A 23,557-nucleotide genomic window follows, 5' to 3' on the forward strand; every position below is an offset into this window, starting at 1 on the left:
GGCGGCGACGGCGGGGCCGCGGCCGGCGGCGGCTTACTGACGCGCGGCGCGGCGGGCAGCCCGGCGCTCGGCCCGGTCGCTGCGGCCGTCGTGGTTGAAATCGTGCTGGCCGTCCCGCTTTTCCCGGGCGATGCGGCGACTCTGCACGTCCTGGGCGTGGTCCAGGCGGGCCCGCTCCCGGGCCGTCACCTTGCCGTCGGCCTGGGTCCGGGTCTCCACGTTTTCCACGTGGGTCTGGCCCTTTTCCAGCCGGGCCGCTTCCTTGCCGGTGAGGGTGCCGCTCTGGGCGCCCTGGTCGATGCGCTGCTCCTGGTTGGCCTGGCGCTGATCCACCTTGGGCGTGACGGTCTGGGCCAGCAGGGGGCCGGACAGGGCGAGGAAGAAGGCGGCGGCGGCAACGGGCTTGAAGGTCTTCATGGCAGGTCTCCTGATTTGAATGTCATGGGCGATTCCCATGGCCACTTTAACGTCATGGCCCGGCGGCCGACGACAAGCAGGAAGTAAGCGTGTGTAAGCGGATGTATCCGAGATGCCAGGTCAGGCCGGGCCGGCCAGGTCCAGGCGGTCGGTGAACACCCCGGCGACGCCCCACTGCAGCAGGGCGGAAATACGGGCGGCGTCATTGACCGTGTAGCAGGCCAGGGCCCCGCCCCGGGCGGCCAGCCCGGCGGCCAGTTGCCGCACCGTATACTCATCCAGCCCGGGGGCGGCGCAATGCAGGGCCACCGCCCCCAGGCGCGCCAGACGGGCTTCCCAGTCCGCCGGCACGGCCGTCACCAGGAGGGCCCTGGCCAGGCCGGGAGCCGTCTGCCGCGCGGCTGCCAGGGCCTCTTCGGCAAAGGAGGAGAGCACCAGGGCGGACGCCGGCAGGCCGGCGGCCACCGCCCGGGCCGCCACCTCGGCCACGGCGGCGCCGGTTTCAGCCTCCCGCCCGCGACTCGGCTTGATTTCCAGATTGACCCACAGGCCCAGGCTGCGGCACAGGTCCAGGGCCGCTGCCAGGGTCGGCAGGGGTTCGCCGCGGAAGGCGGGGGAATGCCAGCTGCCCGCATCCAGGCCGGCCAGGAGCGCGTCGCTGCTGGCCGCCACGGCGCCGCGACCGTTACTGGTGCGCTCCAGGGTTTCGTCGTGGATCAGGAAAGGGGTGCCGTCGGCACTGAGCATGGCGTCGAATTCCACCCCGGCGAAACCGGCACGGTGGCCGGCGCGGATGGCGGCCAGGGTGTTTTCCGGCGCGCTGCTGCCGCCGCCCCGGTGGGCGATGAGCCGGGGATAGGCGGGGGCGGATGCAAAAACGCCGGCCCCAGGGACCGGCGTTTCTTGTGGCGGCACTTGCTGGCCCACGACGCGGATCAGCGCACCTTGGAGGCCGCCGGCGCTTCGGCCAGGCGGGCGGCGGCGCCGGAGCGCAGGACCGCGTTGGCGCGGCTGACGGCGTTGTCCAGGGCCAGCTTGGCCGGCTTCTTGTTGGACCACACCTGCTCCAGCTCCTCGTCGATGATCAGGCGCACCGGGTTGATGGCGGAGACCACCGGGGTCAGGGCGGCAGCCTTGCTCACCGAGGTGCGGGGCAGCACCGGGCCGAGCTGGGCCTGGGCCACGTCGATGTTGCGCATGTCGTCCTTGAGCAGCTTGCCCTTGGCCGCGGCCTGGGCGGCGGCGGTGAGGGGCAGGTAGCCGCCGGAGCGGGCGATTTCCACCTGCATGTCGGGAGCCATGAGGAAGCCGACGAACTTGGCCACGCCCTTGTACTCGGCGGCCTTGTGGCCGGGGCCGACCCACAGGGAGGCGCCATCGGCCAGGGCCTGGCGGGGAGCGCCGTAGGCATCATCGTAATAGGGCAGGGGCGCCACGCCCACGTCCAGGTCCTTGTTCTCGCGGAAGGTGACGAAGCGGTCGGAGGCGGTGGTGATCATGCCGCACTCGCCGCTGGCGAAGTGGGCGTCAGCCTCGTTCTGTCCGCCGAAGGTATGGAAGTAGCGGGCCTTGTACCAGGAGTTGAGCAGGGCCACGTGCTTCACCTGCATCATGCCGTTGAAGGCCATCTCGCCCTTCTCGCCCACGGTTTCCACGTTGTTGCGGGCGGCCAGGTTGTCGATGTGCACCCAGGCCGGGCGGGAGGTGGTGTAGGGGCACTTGATGCCGGCGTCGAACAGCTTGCCGGCCACGGCCTGCAGTTCCCACCAGGTCTTGGGCGGGGCCTCGGGATCCAGGCCGGCGCGGCGGAAGGCGCTCTTGCTGTAGAACAGCACGGGGGTCGAGTAGGCCATGGGCAGGCCCAGCAGACGGCCCTTGCCATCGGTGACGCCGCTGCGCAGTTCGGGCGCCAGGCGGGCGGTGTCGATCTTTTCCTTGCTCTCGCTGATGACCTGGTGCAGGGCCCGGTAGGGTTCCTTGCCGCTGACGAAGTGGCTCAGCTCGTCGCGCAGGGCCAGGTTCATGTGGTAGTTGCCGGCGCCGCCCTGGCGGTGCACCAGCACCACCTTGTAGGCCTTCTGCTGGCCGTTGAAGCGGTCCACCACTTCCTGCAGGCGGGAGGTGCGGGATTCTTCCAGCTGGTGGGACAGGGTCAGTTCCACCGGTTCCTGGGGAGCGGCAGCCTTGGCCGGGGCGGCAGGGGCCTTGGCCGGCTTGGCAGCCTGGGCGGGGCCGGCCAGGGCGAAGGCGGCGGCCAGGGAAAGGGCAAGCAAAGAAGTGCGTCGGGCGGAAATGAACATCGCCAATCCTCAAGCAGTGCTAAAACGGCAATTATAGCGCCGGAAAGATGACCGCCGGAGGACAACGCCAGACCCGGCCCCGGGGGCCGCCGGCCTGCTTGTCAGCCCCCGGCCCAGCCACCATAATGACTCGTGCATGGGCATCCATGCCCGGCGCCACCGAGAGCGAGAGCCATGAACAAATATCAGAGACTGGTGTGCATCGTCGCCCTGCTGGACCTGCTGCTGATGGTGCTGTTCCCCCCCTTCAACAACATCCCCCTGGCCCGGGGCGCCCTCAATTCCTTCGACGGCTTCTACCCCCTGCTGACCCAGCTGGGGCACAAGCCCATCCACCAGGAGCTGCTGACCCTGCAGCTCATGTTCGTCGCCGCCAACGCCCTCAGCGCCTGGCTGCTGCTGCAACAGCGGGAGGCCCACGAGATTCCCCGCTTCCGCTACAGCCGGGCCATCGGCCTGTTCACCCTGGTGAACCTGGCGCTGATCTGCCTCTTCCCGCCCTTCGAGCCCTATCCCTCCCTGCTGCGCCAGGCGGCGACCTCGGGCTTCGACAGCTTCTACTTCATCCTCGGCGACCGTTCCCAGCGCCCCATCTTCACCCCCCTGCTCTATCTGGAGGTGGTGCTGGTGGTGATCAACGCCCTGGCCCTGTGGCTGCTCTTCAACGTCGTGCAGCGCAACGAGGACGCCACCCGGCGCAAGATCATCGAACTGGCCGAATCCCTGGACGACGAGGCCCTGCAGGCCCTGGGCGAGGAGATGCGGCAGAAGGTGCTGGCCCACAAGGCCCGCCCGACCCTGGGCCGGGGCGACGACCGGCGCCAGGCGGAACAGACCCACGAAGGGCCCGAACGCCGCCAGGGCGACCGGCGCCAGGAGGCCGAGTGAGCCCGGCGGCCGCCTGCGGCACCGGGGAATGCGGTTAAAATCCCCGCTCCATCAAGGAGGAATGAAGGAAGAGGAGCCCATGAGCCGCTTCAACTGGGAAGACCCCCTGCAGCTGGACGACCAGCTCAGCGCCGAAGAGCGCCAGATCCGGGACACCGCCCGCCACTACAGCCAGGACCGGCTGCTGCCCCGCATCGTCCAGGCCTTCCGCCACGAACAGACTGATCCGGCCATCTTCCGCGAACTGGGGGAACTGGGGCTGCTCGGCGCCACTCTCGACGGCTACGGCTGCGCCGGCGCCAGCTACGTTTCCTACGGCCTGCTGGCCCGGGAGATTGAGCGGGTCGATTCGGGCTACCGCTCCATGGTCTCGGTGCAGTCCTCCCTGGCCATGTACCCCATCCACGTCTTCGGCAGCGAGGCCCTCAAGGAACGTCTGCTGCCCAAAATGGCGACCGGCGAGCTGATCGGCTGCTTCGGCCTCACCGAGCCCAACCACGGCTCCGACCCCGGCTCCATGGAAAGCCGCGCCAAGGCCGTGCCCGGCGGCTGGGAGCTGACGGGGGCCAAGATGTGGATCACCAATTCCCCCATCGCCGACGTCTTCGTGGTCTGGGCCAAGGACGGCCAGGGTGAGGACGGCGGCGAAATCCGCGGCTTCGTCCTGGAGAAGGGCATGAAGGGCCTGTCCGCCCCGGTCATCCAGGGCAAGATGGGCCTGCGGGCCTCGGTCACCGGCGAGATCGTCATGGACAAGGTTTTCGTGCCCGAAGAGAACCTGCTGCCCAAGGTGAAGGGCCTCAAGGGCCCCTTCGCCTGCCTCAACCAGGCCCGCTACGGCATCGCCTGGGGTGCCCTCGGCGCCGCCGAAGCCTGCTGGCACGCGGCCCGCCAATACACCCTGGACCGGCCCCAGTTCGGCCGTCCCCTGGCCGCCAACCAGTTGATCCAGAAGAAGCTGGCGGACATGCAGACCGAGATCGCCCTGGGCCTGCAGGGCTGCCTGCGCCTGGGCCGCTTGAAGGACGAAGGCAAGGATGCACCGGAGATGACCTCCCTCTTGAAGCGCAACTCCTGCGGCAAGGCCCTGGAGATCGCCCGGACGGCCCGGGACATGCACGGCGGCAACGGTATCAGCGACGAATTCCACGTGGTGCGCCACATGTTGAACCTGGAAGTGGTGAATACCTACGAAGGCACCCACGACATCCACGCCCTCATCCTGGGCCGGGCCCAGACCGGCATCGCCGCCTTCGCCAACTGACAGAAGCGCCAGCTGAGATAGAATCCAGGGACCAAATCAAAGGCCGACCATGAAAAGAAGCGCCATCGCCATCACCATTCTCGCCGCGCCCCTGCTGCTGGGCGGCTGCGACCAGGTCCAGAGCAAGCTGGGCATCGAGGACCAGGCGGCCAAGGCCGCCAAACTGGAGGCCGAAGGCAAGGCCGTAGGCGGCGCCTGCCGCCAGTCCGGCCGCGCCATCGAGGATTGCTACAGCGTCTATTACTGGCTGCCCAAGGACGCGGTGTACGGCGGCTGGCGCGAGATGGACGTGTACATGCGGGAAAACCAGATCCAGACCATCGCCCCCACCCTGCCCCCGGCACCGCCGCCGGAAGACCCGAAAAAGAAGAAGACCAAGAAGAAGGCCGACGCCGAAGCCGCACCGGCCGAAGGTGGCGCCGAAGCGCCGAAGGAAGAGGCCAAGGAAGCCGCCAAGGAAGGCGAAGCAGCCAAGCACTGAGCCTCGCCGCCACCGCCCAGAGAAGCCCGTTCCGGCCCCGTCCGCAACGGGCTTTTTGCTGCCCGTCGGGCCGGCACCGAAGCGGAGGAGCGTGGCAGGCGCCTGGACTCGGGCCGGCGCCATCCGCTACCATGCCCCGCGCCCGATCGGCCGTCCCGGCCCGTCGCCGCTCCCCCAACCACCTGCCGGCGGCACACCATGCCCATCCAGTATTCCCGCAAGCTCACAGGCAAGAGGCGCAGTCCGGAAGCCAACCGGCAACTGGGGCTGGTGCTGGCCTTCGTCGCCGGCGCCGCCAATGCGGGGGGATTCCTGGCGGTGCACCAGTACACCTCCCACATGACCGGCATCGTCTCGGCCATGGCGGACCATCTGGCCCTGGGCGAATTCCACGCCTACCTGGCCGGCTTCGGCGCCCTGCTTTCTTTCATCGCCGGCTCGGCCTGCACCGCCATCCTGGTCAATCTGGGACGCCGCCGCCACCTGCACGGCGAATACGCCCTGCCCCTGCTGCTGGAGGCCGTGCTGCTGCTCTGCTTTGGCGCCCTGGGGGAACGCCTGTCCCATATCCACGGCCTGTTCGTGCCGCTGACGGTGATGCTGCTCAGCTTCATCATGGGCCTGCAGAATGCCCTGGTGACCAAGCTCTCCCGGGCCGAAATCCGCACCACCCACATCACCGGCCTGGTGACCGACCTGGGCATCGAACTGGGCAAGGCGGTGTACTGGAATTCCTCGCGCCGACCGGAAGAGCCCGCGGTGCGGGTCAATCGCCCCCGAGTCGCCATCCTGCTGGGCCTGGCCGTGTGCTTCTTCGTCGGCGGCGTCGCCGGCGCCCTCGGCTTCAAGCACATCGGCTACGCCACCACCATTCCCCTGGCCCTGCTGCTGGTGATCCTGGCCAGCGTCCCCACCATCGACGACCTCAGCCACTTTTTCTCCGGCCGCAGCCGCTAGACGCCGGCAGCCGGCTCCAGGGGCAGAAACGACAAAGGCGCCCCTGGGCGCCTTTGTTTTTTTCCCGCAGGTGGCAAGCCGCCTCCAGCCTACAGGGCCGGATTGGGATAGCGCTGGTGCACGGCGTCGATGTCGGCCTGGATGGCGCGCCACTGCTCGGCCCCGGGCCGCCGTTCCCAGGCTTCCAGGTTTTCCTCCAGCTGGGCCAGGGAGGTGGCGCCGATGATGGTGCTGGTGACGCCGGGCCGGTTGTAGCAGAAGGCCAGGGCCAGCCCGGTCATGGAAAGGCCGTGGCGGGCGGCCAGCTCCCGGTAGGCGGCCAGGGCCGGCGGCACATTGACCTTCTCGTAACGCTGGCCGAAACCGGGGAAGGCGGTGATGCGCCCGGCCGCCTTGGCATCGGCCAGGTACTTGCCGGAGAGATGGCCGAAGGCCAGGGGCGAATAGGCCAGCAGGGAAACCCGCTCCCGGAAGCAGACTTCGGACAGGCCGCCGGTGTCGTAGAGGCGGTTGATCAGGTTGTAGGCGTTCTGGGTGGAGGCGATGGCCGGCAGGCCGTGCTCCCGGGCCAGGCGCAGGAATTCCATGATGCCCCAGGGATGCTCGTTGGAGACGCCCACCTGGCGGATCTTGCCCTCCTGCACCAGCACCGCCAGGGCCTCCAGGGTTTCCCGCAGGGGCGTGGACTCCCGCTCCTGTTCCGGCTCGAACTGCCACTGGCCGAACATGGGCTGGTTGCGGGCCGGCCAGTGCAGTTGGTAGAGGTCCACGTAGTCGGTCTGCAGGCGCTGGAGGGAATCCTCCAGGGCGCGGCGCAGATTGGCCAGATCGAAAGCCAGGGGGCCGCCGCGGATCCACTCCATCTTGCGGGCGGGGCCGGCGGCCTTGGTGGCAATCACCACCTGGTCCCGGGCCTGGCCCTTGAGCCAGGAGCCGACGATGCGCTCCGTGGCGCCGTAGGTCTCGGCCCGGGCGGGCACCGGATACATCTCGGCGGTGTCGATGAAATTGATGCCGGCGGCGACGGCCCGGTCCAGCTGGGCGTGGCCTTCGGCCTCGCTGTTCTGCTGGCCGAAGGTCATGGTGCCGAGGCAGACGGCGGAAACCTTGAGCTCGCTGCGGCCCAATGCGCGATATTCCATGCTGTGCTCCGTAGAGGGGGTACGCCATTCTAGCGGCTCGCCCCCACTATTCAGAGCGGGTCGGGTTTCCTATACTCGGCGCATATCCAGGCACGGCCCAGCCAACGAAGGGCCGGCGCTGCCTTCCCGCCCACCGACCGAGGACCGCCATTCCATGACCACTCCCCAGAACACCCACCGCTGGCGCTTTTTCCGCGCCGGGGGCTTCGACCAGGTGCGCCTGGACCGGGCCGAGGACCTGCTGCACCTGGACCAGCTGGACCAGAAACTGTGGGTCGCCCTCTCCTGCCCCATCCAGGGCCTGGAATTCGACCGCCGCACCCTGGAGCTGATCGACACCGACCAGGACGGCCACATCCGCGCCCCGGAACTGATCGCCGCCCTGCACTGGACCGGCGCCCTGCTCAAGGACAAGGCCCTGCTCGGCGCCGGCGCCGCCACCCTGCCCCTGGACGCCATCGACGACAGCAGCGAGGAAGGCCGCCAGGTGCTGGCCGCCGCCCGGCGCATCCTGCAGAGCCTGGGCAAGGGCGAAGCCGCCAGCATCACCCCGGCCGACACCTCCGACATCGCCGCCATCTTCGCCGCCGCCCGCTTCAACGGCGATGGCATCGTCACCCCGGCCAACTGCCAGGACGAGGCCCTGGCCGCCCTGGTGCAGGACATCATGGAGCGCATCGGCAGCGACACCGACCGCAGCGGCGAGCCCGGCGTATCCCAGGCCCAGGCCGAGCGCTTCCTGGCCGAGGCCAAGGCCTGGTGCGAATGGCAGGCCGCCGCACGGCAGGATGGCGCCGTGCTGCCCCTGGGCGAGGCCACCGCCGCCGCCCGGGACGCCGTGGCCGCGGTGCGGGCCAAGGTGGAAGACTATTTCACCCGCTGCCGCCTGGCCGCCTTCGACCCCCGGGCCGGCGGCCTCATGAACGGCGCCGAGGACGACCTCAAGGCCCTGGCGACGCGCAACCTGGAAGCGGGGGATGCGGCCATCGCCGCCCTGCCCCTGGCCCGCATCGAAGCCGGCCGCCCCCTGCCCCTGGAAGGCGGCCTCAACCCGGCCTGGAGCGCCGCCGTGGCCACCCTGGCCAGCGCCGCCGTGACGCCCCTGCTGGGCCAGCGGCAAGCACTGACGGAGGCCGACTGGCAGGCCCTGCTGGCCAGGCTGCAGGCCCATGAGGACTGGCTCGCCGCCCGGGTCGAAACCCCGGTGGCCGAGCTGGGCCTGGAGCGGCTGCAGGCCATCCTCGCCGGCCACCTGCCGGCGCGCCTGCTCGCCCTCATCGCCGAGGACGCCGCCGTGGCGCCCGAATTCGAGGCCATCAGCAGCGCCGACCGGCTGGTGCATTACGTGCGCGACCTGGCCCTGCTGGCCAACAACTTCGTCTCCTTCCGCGATTTCTACACCCGCCGCGGCAAGGCCATGTTCCAGGCCGGCACCCTGTACCTGGACGGCCGCAGCTGCGAACTGGTAATCCCGGTGAACGACGCTGCCAAGCACGCCGCCCTGGCCGGCCTTTCCCGCATCTGCCTGGTCTATTGCGACTGCCAGCGCGGCGGCGAAAAGCTATCCATCGCCGCCGCCTTCACCGCCGGCGATTCGGACCAGCTGCTGGTGGGCCGCAACGGCGTCTTCTACGACCGCCAGGGCCGGGACTGGAACGCCACCATCAGCAAGATCGTGGACCACCCCATCAGCATCCGCCAGGCCTTCTGGTCGCCCTACCGCAAGGTGGCGCGCATGATCGGCGAGCAGTTCCAGAAATTCGCCGCCGCCAAGGCCGCCGCCGTGGAGCAGCAGTCCGCCTCCCTGGTGGCCGACGGCGCCAAGAAGGTGGAAAGCGCCCCCGCCGCCCCGGCTGCGGCCAAGCCGGCGCCGACACCCTTCGACGTGGGCAAGTTCGCCGGTATCTTCGCCGCCCTGGGCCTGGCCGTGGGCGCCATCGGCACTGCCATCGCCTCGGTGGTCACCGGCTTCCTCGGCCTCTCCTGGTGGCAGATGCCCATCGCCGTGGCCGGCCTCATGCTCATGGTTTCCGGCCCCTCCATGCTGCTGGCCTGGTTCAAGCTCAGGAGCCGCACCCTGGGGCCCCTGCTGGACGCCAACGGCTGGGCGGTGAATGCCCGGGCCCGCATCAACATTCCCTTCGGCACCGCCCTGACCCAGCTGGCCAAGCTGCCGGAGGGCGCCGAGCGGGCCCTCACCGACCCCTACGCCGACAAGCGCCGGGTGTGGCCCTGGGCCCTGACCTTCCTGGTGCTGCTGGCCGTCTTCGCCTGGGTGGTGCTGCGGGGCCACGTCTGATGGGCGCGGGCCGCCCGTGACGGCAGGCACCTCCCTCCTCGGCCTGCTGACCGCCCTGCTGGGCGGCATCGGCCTCTTCCTTCTGGGCATGACCATGCTCACCGACGGCCTCAAGCTGGCCGCCGGGCGGGCCCTGGAGCGCATTCTGGCGGCGTGGACGCGGACCCGCCTGCACGGCCTCATCACCGGCATCTGCGTCACCGCCCTGGTGCAGTCCTCCACCGCCATGACCGTGGCCGCCATCGGCTTCGTCAATGCGGGCCTGCTCAGCTTCGCCGCCGCCCTGTGGGTGGTCTTCGGCTCCAACCTGGGCTCCTCGGTGACCGGCTGGCTGGTGGCCTGGATCGGCTTCAAGATTTCCATCGACGCCTTCGCCCTGCCCTTCATCGGCATCGGCATGGCCCTCAAGCTCACCGGCGAAGGCACCCGGCGCAGCGGCCTGGGCATGAGCCTGGCCGGCTTCGGCCTGCTCTTCCTCGGCATCGAACTGCTCAAGGACGGCTTCGCCGGCCTGGGGCCGGACGCCCTGCCGCGCCTGGGCAGCGACCCGGGCGCCCTGGCCCTGGCCATCCTCATCGGCATCGCCCTCACCGTCATCCTGCAGGCCTCCGCCGCCACCCTGACCCTGGCCCTGACAGCGGTGGCCGGCGGCATGCTGCCCCTCACCGCCGCCGCCGCCCTGGTCATCGGCGCCAACGTGGGCACCACCCTCACCGGCATCGTCGCCGCCATCGGCGCCACCGCCAACGCCAAGCGTCTGGCCGCCGCCCACGTCTTCTTCAACGTCGCCACCGCGGTGGTGGCCGCCGCCCTGCTGGTGCCCCTGCTGTGGCTGTCAAAGGCCATCGACCTGGGGCTGGGCGACGGCGACGACCCGGTGACCCAGTTGGTGATTTTCCACACTCTCTTCAACGCCCTCGGCGTGGTGCTGATGGGCCTGCTCTCCCGCTGGCTGGTGCCCTTCCTGCTGTCCCGCTTCGCCTCCACCGAAGACAACGCCGCCCATCCCCGCTACCTGGACCGCAACGTCGCCACCGTGCCCCAGCTGGCGCTGCAGGCCCTGCGCCGGGAACTGGCCCGGGTCGCCCACCTGGCCCTGGAACTGGGGGACCTGGCCTGCCGCCACCTGCAACAGCAGGCGCCGGCCGACGCGGTGCAATTCACCCGCCGCCTGGAAGTGATCGAAAAGCTCCAGGCCGAGATCGGCCGCTTCGTCGGCGAAGTCAGCCGCCGCCAGGTGCACCGGGACCAGGCCGAACAGCTGCCCGAGCTGCTGCGCATCGCCAACTACTACGACACCCTGGCCCGGGTCATGTACCACGTGGCTCTCAGCGGCCAGGCCGGCCCCCGGGTCCTCAGCAGCCCCAACCGGGACGAACAGACCGACCTGCTGGCCGCCGTCGCCCCCGTGCTGGTCTCGGCCCAGGCCTTCTTCGGCGCCGCCGACCCGGACTGCGGCGAAGCCCCGGAGAACATCGCCCTGCGCGCCGAAGAGGCCCGGGACAGCTTCGAGGACACCTACCAGCGCAGCAAGGCCGCCCTGCTCCAGGCCGGGGCCGGCGGTACCGACGTCAATGCCATGTACGACTGGCTGGCCTGCCTCAGCGACCTGCGCCGCGCCGTGGCCCAGGGCTTCAAGGCCAGCCAGCGCTTCGCCTCCCTGCCCGAGCTGAAGGAACCGGCCCTGGACAGCGAGTCGGAAGACTGAACATTCCAAGGAGAAACCCCATGCTGTTCCACGACCTCTTCCGCCACGAACCCAACCAGCGCCGCATCGCCGCCGGCGACTTCCTCTTCCGCGCCGGCGACCCGGGCGACGCCCTCTACGTCCTCCTCGATGGCCACGCCCGGGTGCTGGTGGGCGAGCGGGCGGTGGACGAAGTGGAAGCCGGCGCCATCCTCGGCGAAATGTCCCTGGTGGAACGGCTGCCTCACTCCGCCAGCGTCCTCGCCGTCAGCGACTGCACCTTCGCCGCCATCGACGAAAAACGCTTCCACATCCTCATCGCCCAGACGCCCCACTTCGCCACCGAAGTCATGCGCATCATGGCCCACCGGCTGCGGGCGACGAATCAGTTGCTGAGTCAAAACTAATATCGGCCTCGCAGAACATGGCTTACGAATTGGCGAACCGCCTGGTGATTGGCGTTGCATCCAGCGCCGTTTTTGATTTGAGCGAATCAGACGCCGTATTCCGCCGTGAAGGGGAGGAGGAATACCGGAAGTACCAGGAATCGAACCTGCACAACCCTCTTAAAAAGGGCATCGCCTTTCCGTTTATCAAGAGGCTACTAAGCTTGAACGACCTGAGCGACGATCCTCTTAACGACCCACTTGTCGAGGTCATTCTGCTTTCACGCAATGATCCGGACACCGGCATGCGGGTTATGAGATCGGTAGCCCACCACCAATTAGGAATGACCCGGGCGATTTTTCTCCAAGGGAAAGCGCCCTATGAGTACATACCTGCACTCAATATCTCCCTATTCCTCTCCGGCAATGAGTCAGACGTGCGTGCAGCCATTGCCGCCGGCTTCCCGGCGGGCTTAGTGGTCGACTCCGCGATAATCGACGACGAAGCGGATGCCGGACTACGCATCGCTTTCGACTTTGATGGGGTTCTGGCTGATGACACGTCTGAGACTGTCATGCATGAGACGCAGGACTTAACGAAGTTCCATGCACATGAGGTCGATAAAATATCCCAACCTCTGGGACCGGGCCCTCTGCACTCGTTCATTTTACGAATCGCAGAAATACAAAAAACCGAGGAAAAGAAGCGGAAGCAAAACCCGTCCTATCAGAACAGGCTCAGAGTTTCTCTGGTTACAGCCCGTAACGCCCCCTCACATGAGCGAGCATTGAGAACACTCAAAAGCTGGGGCGCCATGCCCAACGATGCCTTTTTTCTCGGGGGGATAGAAAAGAAGAAGGTTCTTGAAATCCTCAAGCCCCACATTTTCTTCGACGATCAGTCCAGGCATTTGGAAGGAGCGGCAACCGTCGTACCTTCAGTTCACGTGCCATTTGGAATCAAAAACGTATAGCAAAAGGGCTCGTCACCGTGCCCTTTTTCTTTGCCTCACCGGAGACACCCAATCCACGCCATTCTCCAGGAACGCCGCCCGAAGAATGGCGTCCCTCCTGGCTCCCAGGCCAGGCGGATTACGGAATCACTTGCCGGCGTCTTCCGGCTGGCCGGCGGTCCGCTTCCACGCGGCCTCTTCGGCCAGTTCCCTGGCCCGCAGTTCCTGCCATTGGGCTTCGCTCAGCCCGTGGCTGCCGTCGCAGTATTCGCGGCGGCCGCAGCCGCAGCGGCCGATGTCGGCCGGATTTTCCTGTACCCGCATGGGGATGCTCCTGATGTTGCGGTTGATCGAAACGCCGGCTGTGGCGCCGGCCCGCTGCAAAGACCGCCGGGGCGGCGGAAAATTCCCCGGCCATGAAAAAAGCGCGGCGATTGCCGCGCTTTTTCTTTGGGGTCCGGAGCTGCCGCCGGCCCGCCGATGGCGCTCCGGGCCGCGCCCGGCTCAGATGCCGCGCAGCTTTTCGCCGGCGGCGGCCAGGGTGGATTCCTGCTTGGCAAAGCAGAAGCGCACCACCTTGTCGTCCCGGCCGTCCGGGTAGAAGACGGAGACGGGGATCACCGCCACCCCCACTTCCCGGGTCAGCCACTGGGCGAACTCGGTGTCGGGCAGATCGGCAGCGGGGCCAGGCAGGGCGTCGTAGCGGGCCAGCTGGAAGTAGGTGCCGCGGCTGGGCAGCAGTTGGAACTTGGTGTCGGCCAGCTGCTGGCGGAAGAAGTCCCGCTTCTGCCGGTAGAACTCGGCCAGCTGCAGGTGCCGGGAGTGGTCGGCCATGAAGGCGGCCAGGCCCACCTGGGAGGGGGCGTGCACGGTGAATACGTTGAACTGGTGCACCTTGCGGAATTCGGCCATGAGGGCGGCGGCGCCGTAGCAGTAGCCGATCTTCCAGCCGGTGATGTGGTAGGTCTTGCCGAAGCTGGAGACGATCAGGCTGCGGGCGGCCAGTTCCGGATGGCGGGCCAGGGACTGGTGCTCGCCTTCGAAGCAGATGTGTTCGTACACCTCGTCCCCCAGCACCACGATGTCGGTGTCGCGGGTCAGTTCCGCCAGGGCCTCCAGGTCGGCGGCGTCGAGCAGGCTGCCGGTGGGGTTGTGGGGGGTGTTGACGATGATCATGCGGGTGCGGGGCGTAATCAGGGCGCGCACCTCGTTCCAGTCGGGCTTGTAGTCCGGGTAGCGGAGGTTGGCGTAGACGGCCTTGGCGCCCACGGTCTCGATGGCGGGCACGTAGGAGTCGTACACCGGGGCGAAGACGATGACCTCGTCCCCCGGGCCGGCGAAGGCGGCGATGGCGGTGAACAGGGCCTGGGTGGCGCCGGCGGTGACGGTGATCTCGCTCTCGGCATCATAGGCGGTGCCGTAGAGGGCCTGGACCTTGGCGGCGATGGCCTGGCGCAGTTCCGGCAGGCCGGTCATGGGGGCGTACTGGTTGCGCCCGTCGAGCATGGCCTGATGCACGGCGTCGAACAGGCTGCGGTCGGCCTGGAAGTCGGGGAAGCCCTGGGACAGGTTGATGGCGCCGCATTCGGCGGCCAGCTTGCTCATTACGGTGAAAATGGTGGTGCCGACCCAAGGCAGCTTGGAGTCGATGGCGACGGGAGATTGGGGCATGGAAATCGGGACTTGAGGCTTGGGGAAGCGGAAGTTTAGGCCCTTTCACCGGAATAGGCACCTGGGACCATCCCCGGTTGGGGCGGGAAGGCGACGGCTGGCCTGCCGGGGGTTTGGGCGGCGCCCGGCCCGTCTTCCCGGTTCCCGGCGGGCCGCATTGATGGGGGCCGGCTGCTCCGGTACGCCTCAGTCCGCCGCGGCCCGGGCCGGCGCGGGGGCCGCCGCATCCTCCTTGGCCAGCAGCAGGCAGCGCTTGCCGCTGCGGGCGCAGTAGTCCTGCACCCGCCAGTAGTCGTCGTGGCTGAGGCAGCCGGTCTGGCACAGCACCAGGTCGGCCGCCGCCAGGGCCTCGGTCAGTTGGGCCTCGTCGGGCAGGGCCGCCACCAGGTCGGCGGAGAGGATGGCCACGGTGCCCGGCCCGGCGGCCGCTTCCCTGGCCCGCAGGCTTTCCCGCTCGGCCCGCCACAGGGCGGCGTTGCGCTCCCGCTCCAGGGCGACGATGCGCTCGGCCTGGATGTCCAGCAGGCGCACCAGCTCCTGCCGCCCGGCCAGACCCGGCACCTGGCGGCGCAGTTCCGCCATTTCCTCCCGCAGCAGTTCCAGGGCCGTGTCCCGCACCATGAGCTGGCCGCGCAGGGCCAGCAGCTGGTCATCCCGCGCCGCCAGCTGGTCCGCCAGGGCCCGGCACTCGGCGTCGTGCTCCGTCTGCAGTTCAGCCTGGAGTTCGCTGCGTACTTCGGCACGCAGCTCCTCGAACTGCCGCCCCACCCGCTGCTGCACCTGGCCCAGGTAGCGCAGCAGGATGCTGCGCTCGCAGGGTTGGGCAGAACGGCCGGGGCCGGCTGGGAAAATGGCGGCGTCGGCAGTAGCGCCGGGCAGGGGCGGAAGGTCGGCAGGCGGATGGGCCATGGTCGGCTCCCAGGAAAGGTGGATGGAGGGTGGCACGGGGCGGCATCCGCCGGCCCGTTTTACACCCCGCCGGCCGCCCCGGGCTGCGCGCCAGACGGCGGCGGCAGGGGCGCCCGGCGAGGTGCCATGGCGTCATCCTAGTACAGTCGCCACCCCATGTAAACGAGAACGACTCGCAACAACAAACTTTTACAGGACATAAAAAAGGGCGCCCCTGGGGGCGCCCGTATTGCCACATCGCCGCGGCCAAGGCTCAGCGGTCGCCGTCGCCGCCCGACCGATCGTTGCGCCGGCCGCCGCCCCAGGGGCTGCCTTGGCGCTGCTCGCCGCCATCGCCACCCCGGGGCGGGGCCGCCCGACTCTCGCCGGAACTGCCGCCGTCGGCGCTGCGGCCGCCGCCGTCCCGGCCCATGCTGCGCTCCCCGCCCGGCTGGCCGGACTGGCCCCGGGGCTGGAGCGGAGCGCTGCGGATCTCTTCGCGACGGTAGCCGCTGTCCCGGTCCAGGGGCGTCAGGCGGCGCTGCTCGACGCTGCTGTCGGTAGCGGGCCGGTTGCGCTCCTGGGGGGCGGCGCCGTTGCCCGGAGTGCCGCGGCGGCTGTCGTCACCCCGGTCGTTGCGGTCGCCCCAGCCGCCATCCTGGTTGCCGCGGCGCCCATCGCGGTCGCGCCCCTGGACGCCGTCGGGGATGCCGTCCCGGTCCCGGTCCTGCCGGCTGTCCCAGCCGCCGGCGCCATCCCGGTCGCGCCGGGGCGAGACGTCGGTGCCGCCGTAGCCGTAACCGGGGCGGCCCTGGCCGTCGGCACCGGGGCGGGCAGGCTGGGGCACGGCCTGGGGCCGGGGCTGGGCCGGGGATTCCCAGCGATGCTCCCGGGGGGAATCGCGCCTGGGTTCATCATGCCGTTCCCACTGGCCGCCCCGGGGCTGCCAGCGGTCGCCGTCCCGCTCCCACTGGCGCGGCACCCAGCGATAGCCGGGGCGGGGCGCCTCCCAGCGGCCCGGGACCCAGACGTAGCGCACGCCAATCCAGTTCCAGTAGCCGCCGATCCAGACATAGCCCACCACCGGCGGCGCTCCCATCACTTCCACCCGCAGCGGCGGCGGCGCCATGCGCACCGGCTCGCCGTAGTAGGGACGGCTGACAGGTTCCACGGCACAGCCGGCCAGGCCGGCCACGGCGGCGAAGAGAAGGGAAAGCCAGAGTTTGCGTTTCATGGTGCCTGCCTCATGGGGCGTTGGAAAAAAGCGCTGTTGCCGGCTTTAACGCGGCAGCGGCGGGCACCGCCGACCCGTTGCCCCGGGCCTTACGAATTGTTGCAACTGCCTTTACCCAATCTTGCCGCGGCCCCCTGGGCCGGACCGTGGCGTTGCCGTGCTTGGGCCGCCCGCCGCCTTGGCCTAGAATCGCCCCATGAGCCCAACCACCCTCCCCTCCCGCACCCTCTTGCCCGTGCCCGGCACCTGCGCCGTGGACATCATCGACCAGACGGCCCTGCCCCATCATTTCCGCACCCTGCGCCTGTTCACCCTGGAAGAGGCGGCCCACGCCATCCGCGCCATGCAGGTGCGGGGCGCGCCCCTGATCGGCGCCACCGCCGCCTACGGCGTCGCCCTGGCCCTGCAGCGGGATGCCTCCGACGCGGCCCTGAGCCAGGCTGTGGCCACCCTGGGCGCCACCCGGCCGACGGCGATCAACCTGCACTGGGCCCTCAACCGCATGCAGGCCCTGCTGCGCCTGCTGCCCCAGGAAGAGCGGGCCGAAGCGGCATGGACCGAAGCGGCCGCCATCGCCGACGAGGACGCTGAGCAGAACCGCCGCATCGGCCAGCATGGCCTGGAGTTGCTGCGGCCCCTGGCGGAAAAGAGGGGACGGCTGGAGATCATGACCCACTGCAACGCCGGCTGGCTGGCCACGGTGGAACACGGCACCGCTCTCGCCCCCGTCTATGCCGCCCACGCCGCCGGCCTGCCGGTGCATGTCTGGGTCTCCGAGACCCGGCCCCGCAACCAGGGCCTGCTGACGGCCTGGGAACTGGCCCAGAAGGGCGTGCCCCACACCCTCATCGCCGACAACGCCGCCGGCCTGCTGCTGGCCCGGGGCGAGGTGGATGCGGTGATCGTCGGCGCCGACCGCATCGCCGCCAACGGCGACGTGGCCAACAAGGTGGGCACCTACCTCAAGGCCCTGGCGGCCCGGGAGGCGGGCGTGCCCTTCTATGTCGCGGCACCCCGTTCCACCCTGGATTTTGCCTGCCCCGGCGGCGCTGCCATTCCCATCGAGGAGCGGGAAGGCGACGAGCTGCGCCTGGTGCACGGTCTGGATGGCGCCGGCAGCCCCGGCTCCATCCGCCAGATCGCCGCCGCCGAGGCCGTGGCCAACCCGGCCTTCGACGTCACCCCGGCGGGCCTGGTGGCCGCCCTCATCACCGAGCGCGGCGCCTGCCCGGCCAGCGCCGACGGCATCTTCGGCCTCTACCCGGAGGAACAGGACCATGCCCGCTGACCCGCGCCAGAGCCTCATCACCGCCGCCCACCGCATGGCGGCGGAGGGCCTCAACCGGGGCACCGCCGGCAATCTCAGCCTGCGGGCCAAGCTGGACGGGGTGGACGGCTTTTACGTCACCCCCACCGGCATGAGCTACGACAGCCTGCAGGCGGAGGACATTCCCTTCGTCAAGCTGGCGGACGGCAGCCATGTGGGGCGCCGCCTGCCCTCCTCCGAATGGCGCTTCCACCGGGACATCTACGCCGCCCGGCCGGAAACGGGCGCGGTGCTGCACGCCCATTCCCCCTTCGCCACGTCCCTGGCCTGCCTGCGCCGGGACATTCCCCCCTTCCACTACATGATCGCCCGCTTCGGCGGCGACACGGTGCGCTGCTCGGATTACGCCACCTTCGGCACCCAGGCCCTCTCCGACACCGCCCTGGCCGCCCTGGAAGGGCGCAAGGGCTGCCTCCTGGCCAACCACGGCATGATCGTCTGCGGCAAGGATCTGGGCGAGGCCCTGGCCCTGGGGGTGGAACTGGAAAGCCTCAGCGAGCAGTTCTGGCGCGCCAGCCAGCTGGGCTCGCCGGTGCTGCTCGACACGGAACAGATGGCCGAAGCCCTGGCCAGATTCGCCACCTACGGCAAACAGGCCTGAAGGGCCGGAACTCAACAACGGGATAGTCTGGAAGGCAGCAGGGACGCCAATCTCGGGACACCCTGCCTGAAGAGGCTTGCTAGGAGCGGCCCCTGGCAGGGCGTCGTTCTGAACGCCGCAACCGTGCCAGCAGCAGCCAGCCCGCCAGCACCACCCCCACCAGCAGCAGACTCGCCGCCCACAGGCGCAGGGACAGGGCCAGGCTCCCGGGCTGGAACATGCCCACCAGCCAGGCCACGGGGAACGGCACCGGCACGCTCATGTCGGCCACGCCGATGACCGCCGGCGCCAGGCCGCAGACCATGCGGAAGGACCACAGGGCCGGCCGGCGCCAGCTGCCCCGGGGCGCCGGCACCAGGAAGGACAGGGCCAGGGCCAGCAACAGCAGCCCCCCCAGACTGCGCGCCGCCCAGGCCGGCAGGGCCGAATCCAGGGCCAGGAAAGCCTCGCAGCCCGTCACCCCCGGCAACAGGCAGGCCCCGCTTACCGCCAGGGTGAGCAGATAGAGGGCCAGGGCCGGCCAGACGAAGAGATAGAAAACCCCGAGAAAGAGCGCGATGCGCAGGGCCGGGCTCGGTCCCTTGGCCGGTGCCGCCTCGGCAGTTTCCCGGGCACGGCAGGAAGCGGCGGTGGAGGGCTTGAAGGGCAGGCTCATGGGGCGGGCTCAGGTGGAAGCTGGGCGGAAAAAAGGGAAACGGGAAAATTCGCGGGCCGGGCATCAGCCAGGATTGACCGAATGCGGACCGAGTGCGGGCCGGGTACGGGCCGGGCACGCCGCCGGCAAAGCTCGCCGGCGGCAGAGCCGCGAACCACCCGGCAGCGGCGCCAGGCGCCACTATAGGCCCTCCGCGCGCCCCTGACGAGAGCGTGAACGCTGCAGCGACAGCCGGGCAGCGGAGCGCCGCGGCTGGGAGGAAGCTACGGAACAGGCGCCCGTCGCCGGCCATCGCGGCCGCGGCCGGCCTGGGGCGCCATATCTGCTGCAAACGCCGAAGGCGCCCGCGGCGCCGCCATCATCCCGCCACCGCGACGCAAGCCGGAGCCGGATTCAGTCCGGAGCGCCCATGCCCCGCACCACCAGCAGGTCGCACTGGATTTCCTCAATGACATGGAGGCTGACGCTGCCCAGGAGGGCGGCGGTGAGTTCGGAATTGTCCTGGGTCGCCAGGGCGATCAGGTCGAAGCTGAAGTCCTGCACCACCCGCTCGATTTCCGCCGGGGCGTAGCCGTGGCGCAGGCGGGTGCCCGGGGCCGGGCCGTCCTGCCAGCCCAGCTCGGCGACGAAGCGGCCCATGGCTTCCCGGGCGTCGCTCTCGGCCTTGTGGCGGTAGAAGTCCAGGGTGCTGTCCCGGGCGCCGGCGAAATACATCTGGCGCTCGAAGGGGGCCTCATAGACGTGCAGGAACTCCCGGTCCGACTCGGGGGCGAAGGCCCGGGCGATGGCGGCGGCGGTGCGGGCGTTGGCGGAGAAGTCGGTGGGCAGCAGCACCCGCCGGTAGGGGCCGGCGGCGGCCTGCTTCACCACCAGCACCGGGCAGGGGGCCAGGCGCAGGGCCTTGTGCACCGTGGAGCCGAGCAGCACTTCCTTGAGGAAGCGTTCGCCGTGGGCGCCGAGGACGATCAGGTCGGCCCCCAGTTCGCCGGCGGCCTTGGCAATTTCCGCCCCGGGCCGGCCGACCCGCAATTCCACTTGGTGGGGCGGCAGCTCGGGCAGGCGGGCCAGGCGCTCCTCCAGCTCCTGGCGGGCGCCGCGGCGGGCTTCGGCCTCGGCCGCTTCCGGCGCCTGCATGGCGAAGCGCCGGGCCAGGTCCAGGGGGCCCTGGGGAATGACGTGCAGCACCGTCAGGCGGGCGCCCCGCTGCCGCGCCAGCTGGGCGGCCCGGGCCAGGGCCCGGTCGGCGGCAGCTGAAAAGTCGGTGGCGATGAGCAGGTGGCGCAGGGCGTTGACGGGGGCGTTCATGGGCTGGCTTCCGGAGCGAAGGGGGTCGGTCCCATGGGGGACATGCTGACGGCAAATTCTAGCGGCAAGCGGGGTTTTGCACAGTCCGGCGGGGCCCCAGCCGGGGTGGCCCCGAACCGGCGCCGGGGCGAAGGTCCGGCGAGGGCGGATGGCGCCTTGGCATCGGCCTGGAAATGGCTACAATGAATGTTCCCCGGCCCCTCTGCCGGGAGAGCGGCCAGAATTGCGGCATTCGAGGCACCCCAGGTGAAGATGCCCGCCCCTTGGGCCTTCTAGGGCACCTAGAAAAACGTGACGTACGTCACGTTACGCAATATATTTGGCATGGTTGGTGTGCTAGCTTTCCGTCATAGCGACTGTCAAACAAGCAAAGGGAGGGGAATCCCATGCACCAGAACCATCGGCCCGTCATCGACGACGAGCTGTTCAGGGCAGCACTTGCCCAGACGGAGAGGGAAACGGCGGAGCGGCACGTGCGCGTGCAGCTGTGGGAACCGGGCGCCGTCGGCCTCGACAGCCAGGGCCACAACGGCGGCCTCTACTGCGTCCAGCACGGCCGCCTGGAACTGATGGTGCGGGACGCCAACGGCGGCGAACGCTCCCTGCGCCTGATGGGCAGCGGCGACATCTTCGGCCTGGAATGCCTGCTGCCCCAGGCCCCGGGCGGTTACCAGGTGCGGGCCCTGACCCGCTCGGCGGTGATCGCCGTCAATCCGGAACTGGTGGACCGCTGGATCCTCTCCTGCCCCGATTTCCGCCGCGCCCTAGCCAATCGCCTGGCCTCCGGCATCTGCCACCTGGAACAGGAACGGGAGCACACCCTCTCGCGCCCGGTGGCGGAACGGCTGCTGTGCTATCTCATCTGCGGCGAAAGCTGCCAGTCCGAAAGCGCCGAGCGCCATCCCGGCCACGGCCCCCTGCCCATGCAGGTGCTGGCCCGCCGTCTGGGCTGCAGCGCCGGCCACCTGTCCCGGGCGGCGCGGCGGCTGTTGCAGAGCGGAGTGGTGCAGCGCACCCATGGCGGCCTGCAGATCGGCGATCTGAGCCGCTTCGAGGGCGCCCTGTGCGAGGGTTGCCGCAAGTCCTAGGGACGGCGGCGGGGACGACGGCTACTTGCCGTCGAGAATGAAGTGCATGGCGGCCGACAGGGCCTCGCTGGTTCCCACCAGAATCAACACATCCTCGGGCTGCACCACGGTCTCCGGCAGGGGCGCCTCGTCCCGCACCCGGTGCCGGCGCAGGGCTTCCAGCTCGACGCCGAAGCGGCCCAGGTCCAGTTCGGCCAGGCTGCGGCCGACGGCGTAGGCCTGCTGCTCGATGACGCAGGCCAGCTTCTCCTGGGAGATGCGCTGCAGGCGGTCGCTCTCGCCCCGGTAGAAGGCCCGCAGGGCGGTGTAGCGGTGGGCCCGCACTTCCCGCACCTGTTCCAGGGCCCGCTCCACCGGCACGCCGAGCTGGGTCAGGGTCTGGGCCGCCAGCATCAGGCTGCCTTCCAGCACTTCGGGAATGACTTCGGTGGCCCCCAGACTCTTCAGATGCTCCAGGTGCAGGTCGTCCTGGGCGCGGACGATGATGGGCATGTCCGGCCGCAATTCCCGCACCAGATGCAGCACCTTCTCCGTCGCCGGCAGGTCGGCGTAGGTCACCACCAGGGCCCGGGCCCGGTCCAGGCCCGCCGCCTTGAGAATCTCGCGGCGGTCGGCGTTGCCGTACACCACGTTTTCCCCCGCCTCCACCGCCTGGCGGATGCGGGCCTCGTCCACGTCCAGGGCGATGAAGGGAATGCTCTCCAGGTCGAGGAAGCGGGCCACGCTCTGGCCGGTGCGGCCGAAGCCGCAGAGGATCACGTGCTGCTCGATGCCCATGGCGTGCACCGCCACCTCGTGGATCATGCGGGTGCGGTCGCTCCATTCCTGCCGCGACAGGTGCTTGCTCCAGCGGCCGGCCTGGCCGATCAGGAGGGGGGCGATGAACATGGAGAGCAGCATGGCCGCCATGGTCACCTGGAACACGTCGGTGGGCAGCAGCTTGTTGTCCCGGGCCAGTTCCAGCAGCACAAAGCCGAACTCGCCGGCCTGGGCCAGCTGGATGGCGGTGCGGGCCCCCACTTCCGGCGAGTTGCGCATCAGGAGGGTGATGAGGAAGACGATACCGCCCTTGGCCAGCACCAGCAGGGCCAGGGCCAGCAGCACCGCCGGCAGGTTCTGCAGGACGAAGTGCAGGTCCAGCAGCATGCCGATGGTGACGAAGAAGAGGCCCAGCAGCACATCGCGGAAGGGCCGGATATCGGCCTCCACCTGGTGCCGGTAGAGGGTCTCGGAAATGAGCATGCCTCCGATGAAGGCGCCCAGGGCCAGGGAGAGGCCGGCCCAGGCGGTGAGGGCGGAGAGGCCGATCACGATCCACAGTACGCTGAGCATGAACAGCTCGGGGGACTTCTGCCGGGCCACGGCATCGAACCAGCGGCGCATCAGGCGCTGGCCCACCAGGATCATGGCCACCAGGGCCAGGGCGGCCTGGCCCAGGGCCATGGAAATGGCGCCGGCCATGCCCTTGGCGTCGGCGGCCAGGGCGGGAATGATGATCAGCAGGGGCACCACCGCCAGATCCTGGAACAGCAGCACGGCCATGGTCTGGCGCCCGGGCTGGGAATGCAGCTCCAGGCGCTCGGAGAGCAGCTTGCTGACGATGGCGGTGGAGGACATGGCGCAGGCGGCGCCGACGGCCAGGCCGATGCGCCAGTCCTGGCCGTAGTAGAGGATGGTGACCAGGGTGGTGCCCACCAGGGTCACCCCCACCTGGGCGCCCCCCAGGCCGAATACCAGGCGGTGCATGGCCTTGAGCCGGGCCAGGCTGAACTCCAGGCCGATGGAGAACATCAGGAAGACCACGCCGAACTCGGCGAAGTGGCTGGCCTCCTCACTCTCCGCCAGGAGGCCGAAGCCGTAGGGGCCGACGATGAGGCCGATGGCCAGGTAGGCCAGCAGGGAGGGCAGACGCAGCTGCTTGGCGACGACGACGAACAACACCGCCAGGGAGAGCAGGAGGACGACGCTGAACAGTGAGTCGGTCACGGCGGACTCCGGCTCCGAATAATGGGTT

Annotated in this window: 21 protein-coding genes and 1 pseudogene; 11 read left to right on the forward strand and 11 right to left on the reverse strand. The window is 69.6% G+C overall.

Annotated elements, in window-relative coordinates; translation table 11 throughout:
- Positions 1-33: 33 nt before the first annotated feature.
- The 3 genes from AC3QLZ_RS05760 to AC3QLZ_RS05770 all read right to left on the reverse strand — a co-directional run bounded on the left by AC3QLZ_RS05760 (position 34) and on the right by AC3QLZ_RS05770 (position 2,717).
- On the reverse strand, positions 34-417 hold the full coding sequence (locus AC3QLZ_RS05760) for a hypothetical protein (RefSeq protein WP_014238375.1): 384 nt from the start codon (positions 415-417) through the stop codon (positions 34-36).
- A gap of 120 nt (positions 418-537) precedes the next feature.
- Positions 538-1,332, reverse strand: coding sequence for a glycerophosphodiester phosphodiesterase (gene ugpQ, locus AC3QLZ_RS05765; protein ID WP_287873837.1), 795 nt, complete (start codon positions 1,330-1,332; stop codon positions 538-540).
- Positions 1,333-1,352: 20 nt separating this feature from the next.
- Entirely contained in the window at positions 1,353-2,717 is a 1,365-nt protein-coding gene (locus AC3QLZ_RS05770) for an extracellular solute-binding protein (protein ID WP_287873839.1), read from the reverse strand.
- 174 nt (positions 2,718-2,891) lie between these two features.
- On the opposite strand from AC3QLZ_RS05770, the gene AC3QLZ_RS05775 reads away from it, so the two are divergent.
- From AC3QLZ_RS05775 to AC3QLZ_RS05790, 4 genes and pseudogenes are all read left to right on the forward strand, one after another.
- Positions 2,892-3,605 carry a hypothetical protein gene (locus AC3QLZ_RS05775; protein WP_287873840.1) on the forward strand — a complete coding sequence of 238 codons (714 nt, stop codon included), beginning with the start codon at positions 2,892-2,894 and terminating at the stop codon, positions 3,603-3,605.
- 79 nt (positions 3,606-3,684) lie between these two features.
- Entirely contained in the window at positions 3,685-4,869 is a 1,185-nt protein-coding gene (locus tag AC3QLZ_RS05780; protein ID WP_287873841.1) for an acyl-CoA dehydrogenase, read from the forward strand.
- Positions 4,870-4,918: 49 nt separating this feature from the next.
- The gene (locus AC3QLZ_RS05785) at positions 4,919-5,350 is read left to right on the forward strand and encodes a hypothetical protein (RefSeq protein WP_287873842.1); all 432 of its coding nucleotides are present in this window, start codon (positions 4,919-4,921) and stop codon (positions 5,348-5,350) included.
- A 198-nt stretch (positions 5,351-5,548) separates the two neighbouring features.
- A pseudogene (locus AC3QLZ_RS05790) lies at positions 5,549-6,277 on the forward strand (YoaK family protein); the annotation flags it as partial.
- A 119-nt stretch (positions 6,278-6,396) separates the two neighbouring features.
- Here AC3QLZ_RS05790 and AC3QLZ_RS05795 read toward each other — a convergent pair.
- Positions 6,397-7,449, reverse strand: a complete 1,053-nt coding sequence (locus AC3QLZ_RS05795) for an aldo/keto reductase (protein WP_287873843.1) — start codon at positions 7,447-7,449, stop codon at positions 6,397-6,399.
- A 154-nt stretch (positions 7,450-7,603) separates the two neighbouring features.
- Here AC3QLZ_RS05795 and AC3QLZ_RS05800 point away from each other — a divergent pair, with 154 nt between their 5' ends.
- The 4 genes from AC3QLZ_RS05800 to AC3QLZ_RS05815 are packed head-to-tail and all read left to right on the forward strand — an operon-like array spanning position 7,604 to position 12,795.
- Complete coding sequence (locus tag AC3QLZ_RS05800; RefSeq protein ID WP_492783469.1) at positions 7,604-9,748, forward strand: hypothetical protein; 2,145 nt, start codon at positions 7,604-7,606, stop codon at positions 9,746-9,748.
- Between the two features lie 16 nt (positions 9,749-9,764).
- A complete protein-coding gene (locus tag AC3QLZ_RS05805) occupies positions 9,765-11,456 on the forward strand; it encodes a Na/Pi cotransporter family protein (protein ID WP_492783470.1) in 1,692 nt (563 codons plus the stop codon).
- A gap of 20 nt (positions 11,457-11,476) precedes the next feature.
- Positions 11,477-11,842, forward strand: coding sequence for a Crp/Fnr family transcriptional regulator (locus AC3QLZ_RS05810; protein ID WP_492783471.1), 366 nt, complete (start codon positions 11,477-11,479; stop codon positions 11,840-11,842).
- Positions 11,843-11,859: 17 nt separating this feature from the next.
- Positions 11,860-12,795: a 5'-nucleotidase gene (locus AC3QLZ_RS05815; RefSeq protein WP_492783472.1), complete on the forward strand. Its 936-nt coding sequence runs from the start codon at positions 11,860-11,862 to the stop codon at positions 12,793-12,795.
- A gap of 126 nt (positions 12,796-12,921) precedes the next feature.
- Here the strand turns inward: AC3QLZ_RS05815 and AC3QLZ_RS05820 are convergent, their stop codons facing one another.
- From AC3QLZ_RS05820 to AC3QLZ_RS05835, 4 genes are all read right to left on the reverse strand, one after another.
- Positions 12,922-13,098, reverse strand: coding sequence for a hypothetical protein (locus tag AC3QLZ_RS05820; protein WP_492783473.1), 177 nt, complete (start codon positions 13,096-13,098; stop codon positions 12,922-12,924).
- A gap of 180 nt (positions 13,099-13,278) precedes the next feature.
- Complete coding sequence (locus tag AC3QLZ_RS05825; protein WP_492783474.1) at positions 13,279-14,445, reverse strand: pyridoxal phosphate-dependent aminotransferase; 1,167 nt, start codon at positions 14,443-14,445, stop codon at positions 13,279-13,281.
- A 186-nt stretch (positions 14,446-14,631) separates the two neighbouring features.
- On the reverse strand, positions 14,632-15,354 hold the full coding sequence (locus AC3QLZ_RS05830) for a hypothetical protein (RefSeq protein WP_492783475.1): 723 nt from the start codon (positions 15,352-15,354) through the stop codon (positions 14,632-14,634).
- Positions 15,355-15,607: 253 nt separating this feature from the next.
- On the reverse strand, positions 15,608-16,567 hold the full coding sequence (locus tag AC3QLZ_RS05835; protein WP_492783476.1) for a YXWGXW repeat-containing protein: 960 nt from the start codon (positions 16,565-16,567) through the stop codon (positions 15,608-15,610).
- A gap of 196 nt (positions 16,568-16,763) precedes the next feature.
- Between AC3QLZ_RS05835 and mtnA the strand changes: the two genes are divergently transcribed.
- Together mtnA and AC3QLZ_RS05845 are read left to right on the forward strand one after the other, a co-directional pair.
- Positions 16,764-17,855 carry an S-methyl-5-thioribose-1-phosphate isomerase gene (mtnA, locus tag AC3QLZ_RS05840; protein WP_492783477.1) on the forward strand — a complete coding sequence of 364 codons (1,092 nt, stop codon included), beginning with the start codon at positions 16,764-16,766 and terminating at the stop codon, positions 17,853-17,855.
- Entirely contained in the window at positions 17,845-18,495 is a 651-nt protein-coding gene (locus AC3QLZ_RS05845; protein WP_492783478.1) for a class II aldolase/adducin family protein, read from the forward strand. Before mtnA ends, AC3QLZ_RS05845 begins: the two co-directional genes overlap by 11 nt.
- A 79-nt stretch (positions 18,496-18,574) precedes the next feature.
- On the opposite strand, the gene AC3QLZ_RS05850 is transcribed toward AC3QLZ_RS05845, so the two are convergent.
- Both AC3QLZ_RS05850 and AC3QLZ_RS05855 read right to left on the reverse strand, forming a co-directional pair.
- Positions 18,575-19,150 carry a hypothetical protein gene (locus AC3QLZ_RS05850; protein ID WP_492783479.1) on the reverse strand — a complete coding sequence of 192 codons (576 nt, stop codon included), beginning with the start codon at positions 19,148-19,150 and terminating at the stop codon, positions 18,575-18,577.
- 393 nt (positions 19,151-19,543) lie between these two features.
- The gene (locus AC3QLZ_RS05855; protein WP_492783480.1) at positions 19,544-20,455 is read right to left on the reverse strand and encodes a universal stress protein; all 912 of its coding nucleotides are present in this window, start codon (positions 20,453-20,455) and stop codon (positions 19,544-19,546) included.
- Positions 20,456-20,841: 386 nt separating this feature from the next.
- Here AC3QLZ_RS05855 and AC3QLZ_RS05860 point away from each other — a divergent pair, with 386 nt between their 5' ends.
- Positions 20,842-21,543 carry a Crp/Fnr family transcriptional regulator gene (locus tag AC3QLZ_RS05860; protein ID WP_492783481.1) on the forward strand — a complete coding sequence of 234 codons (702 nt, stop codon included), beginning with the start codon at positions 20,842-20,844 and terminating at the stop codon, positions 21,541-21,543.
- Positions 21,544-21,564: 21 nt separating this feature from the next.
- On the opposite strand, the gene AC3QLZ_RS05865 is transcribed toward AC3QLZ_RS05860, so the two are convergent.
- Positions 21,565-23,529, reverse strand: coding sequence for a monovalent cation:proton antiporter family protein (locus AC3QLZ_RS05865; RefSeq protein WP_205230774.1), 1,965 nt, complete (start codon positions 23,527-23,529; stop codon positions 21,565-21,567).
- Between the last annotated feature and the right edge of the window lie 28 nt (positions 23,530-23,557).

The sequence above is a fragment of the Azospira sp. MPR-LB4 genome, assembly GCF_058809525.1.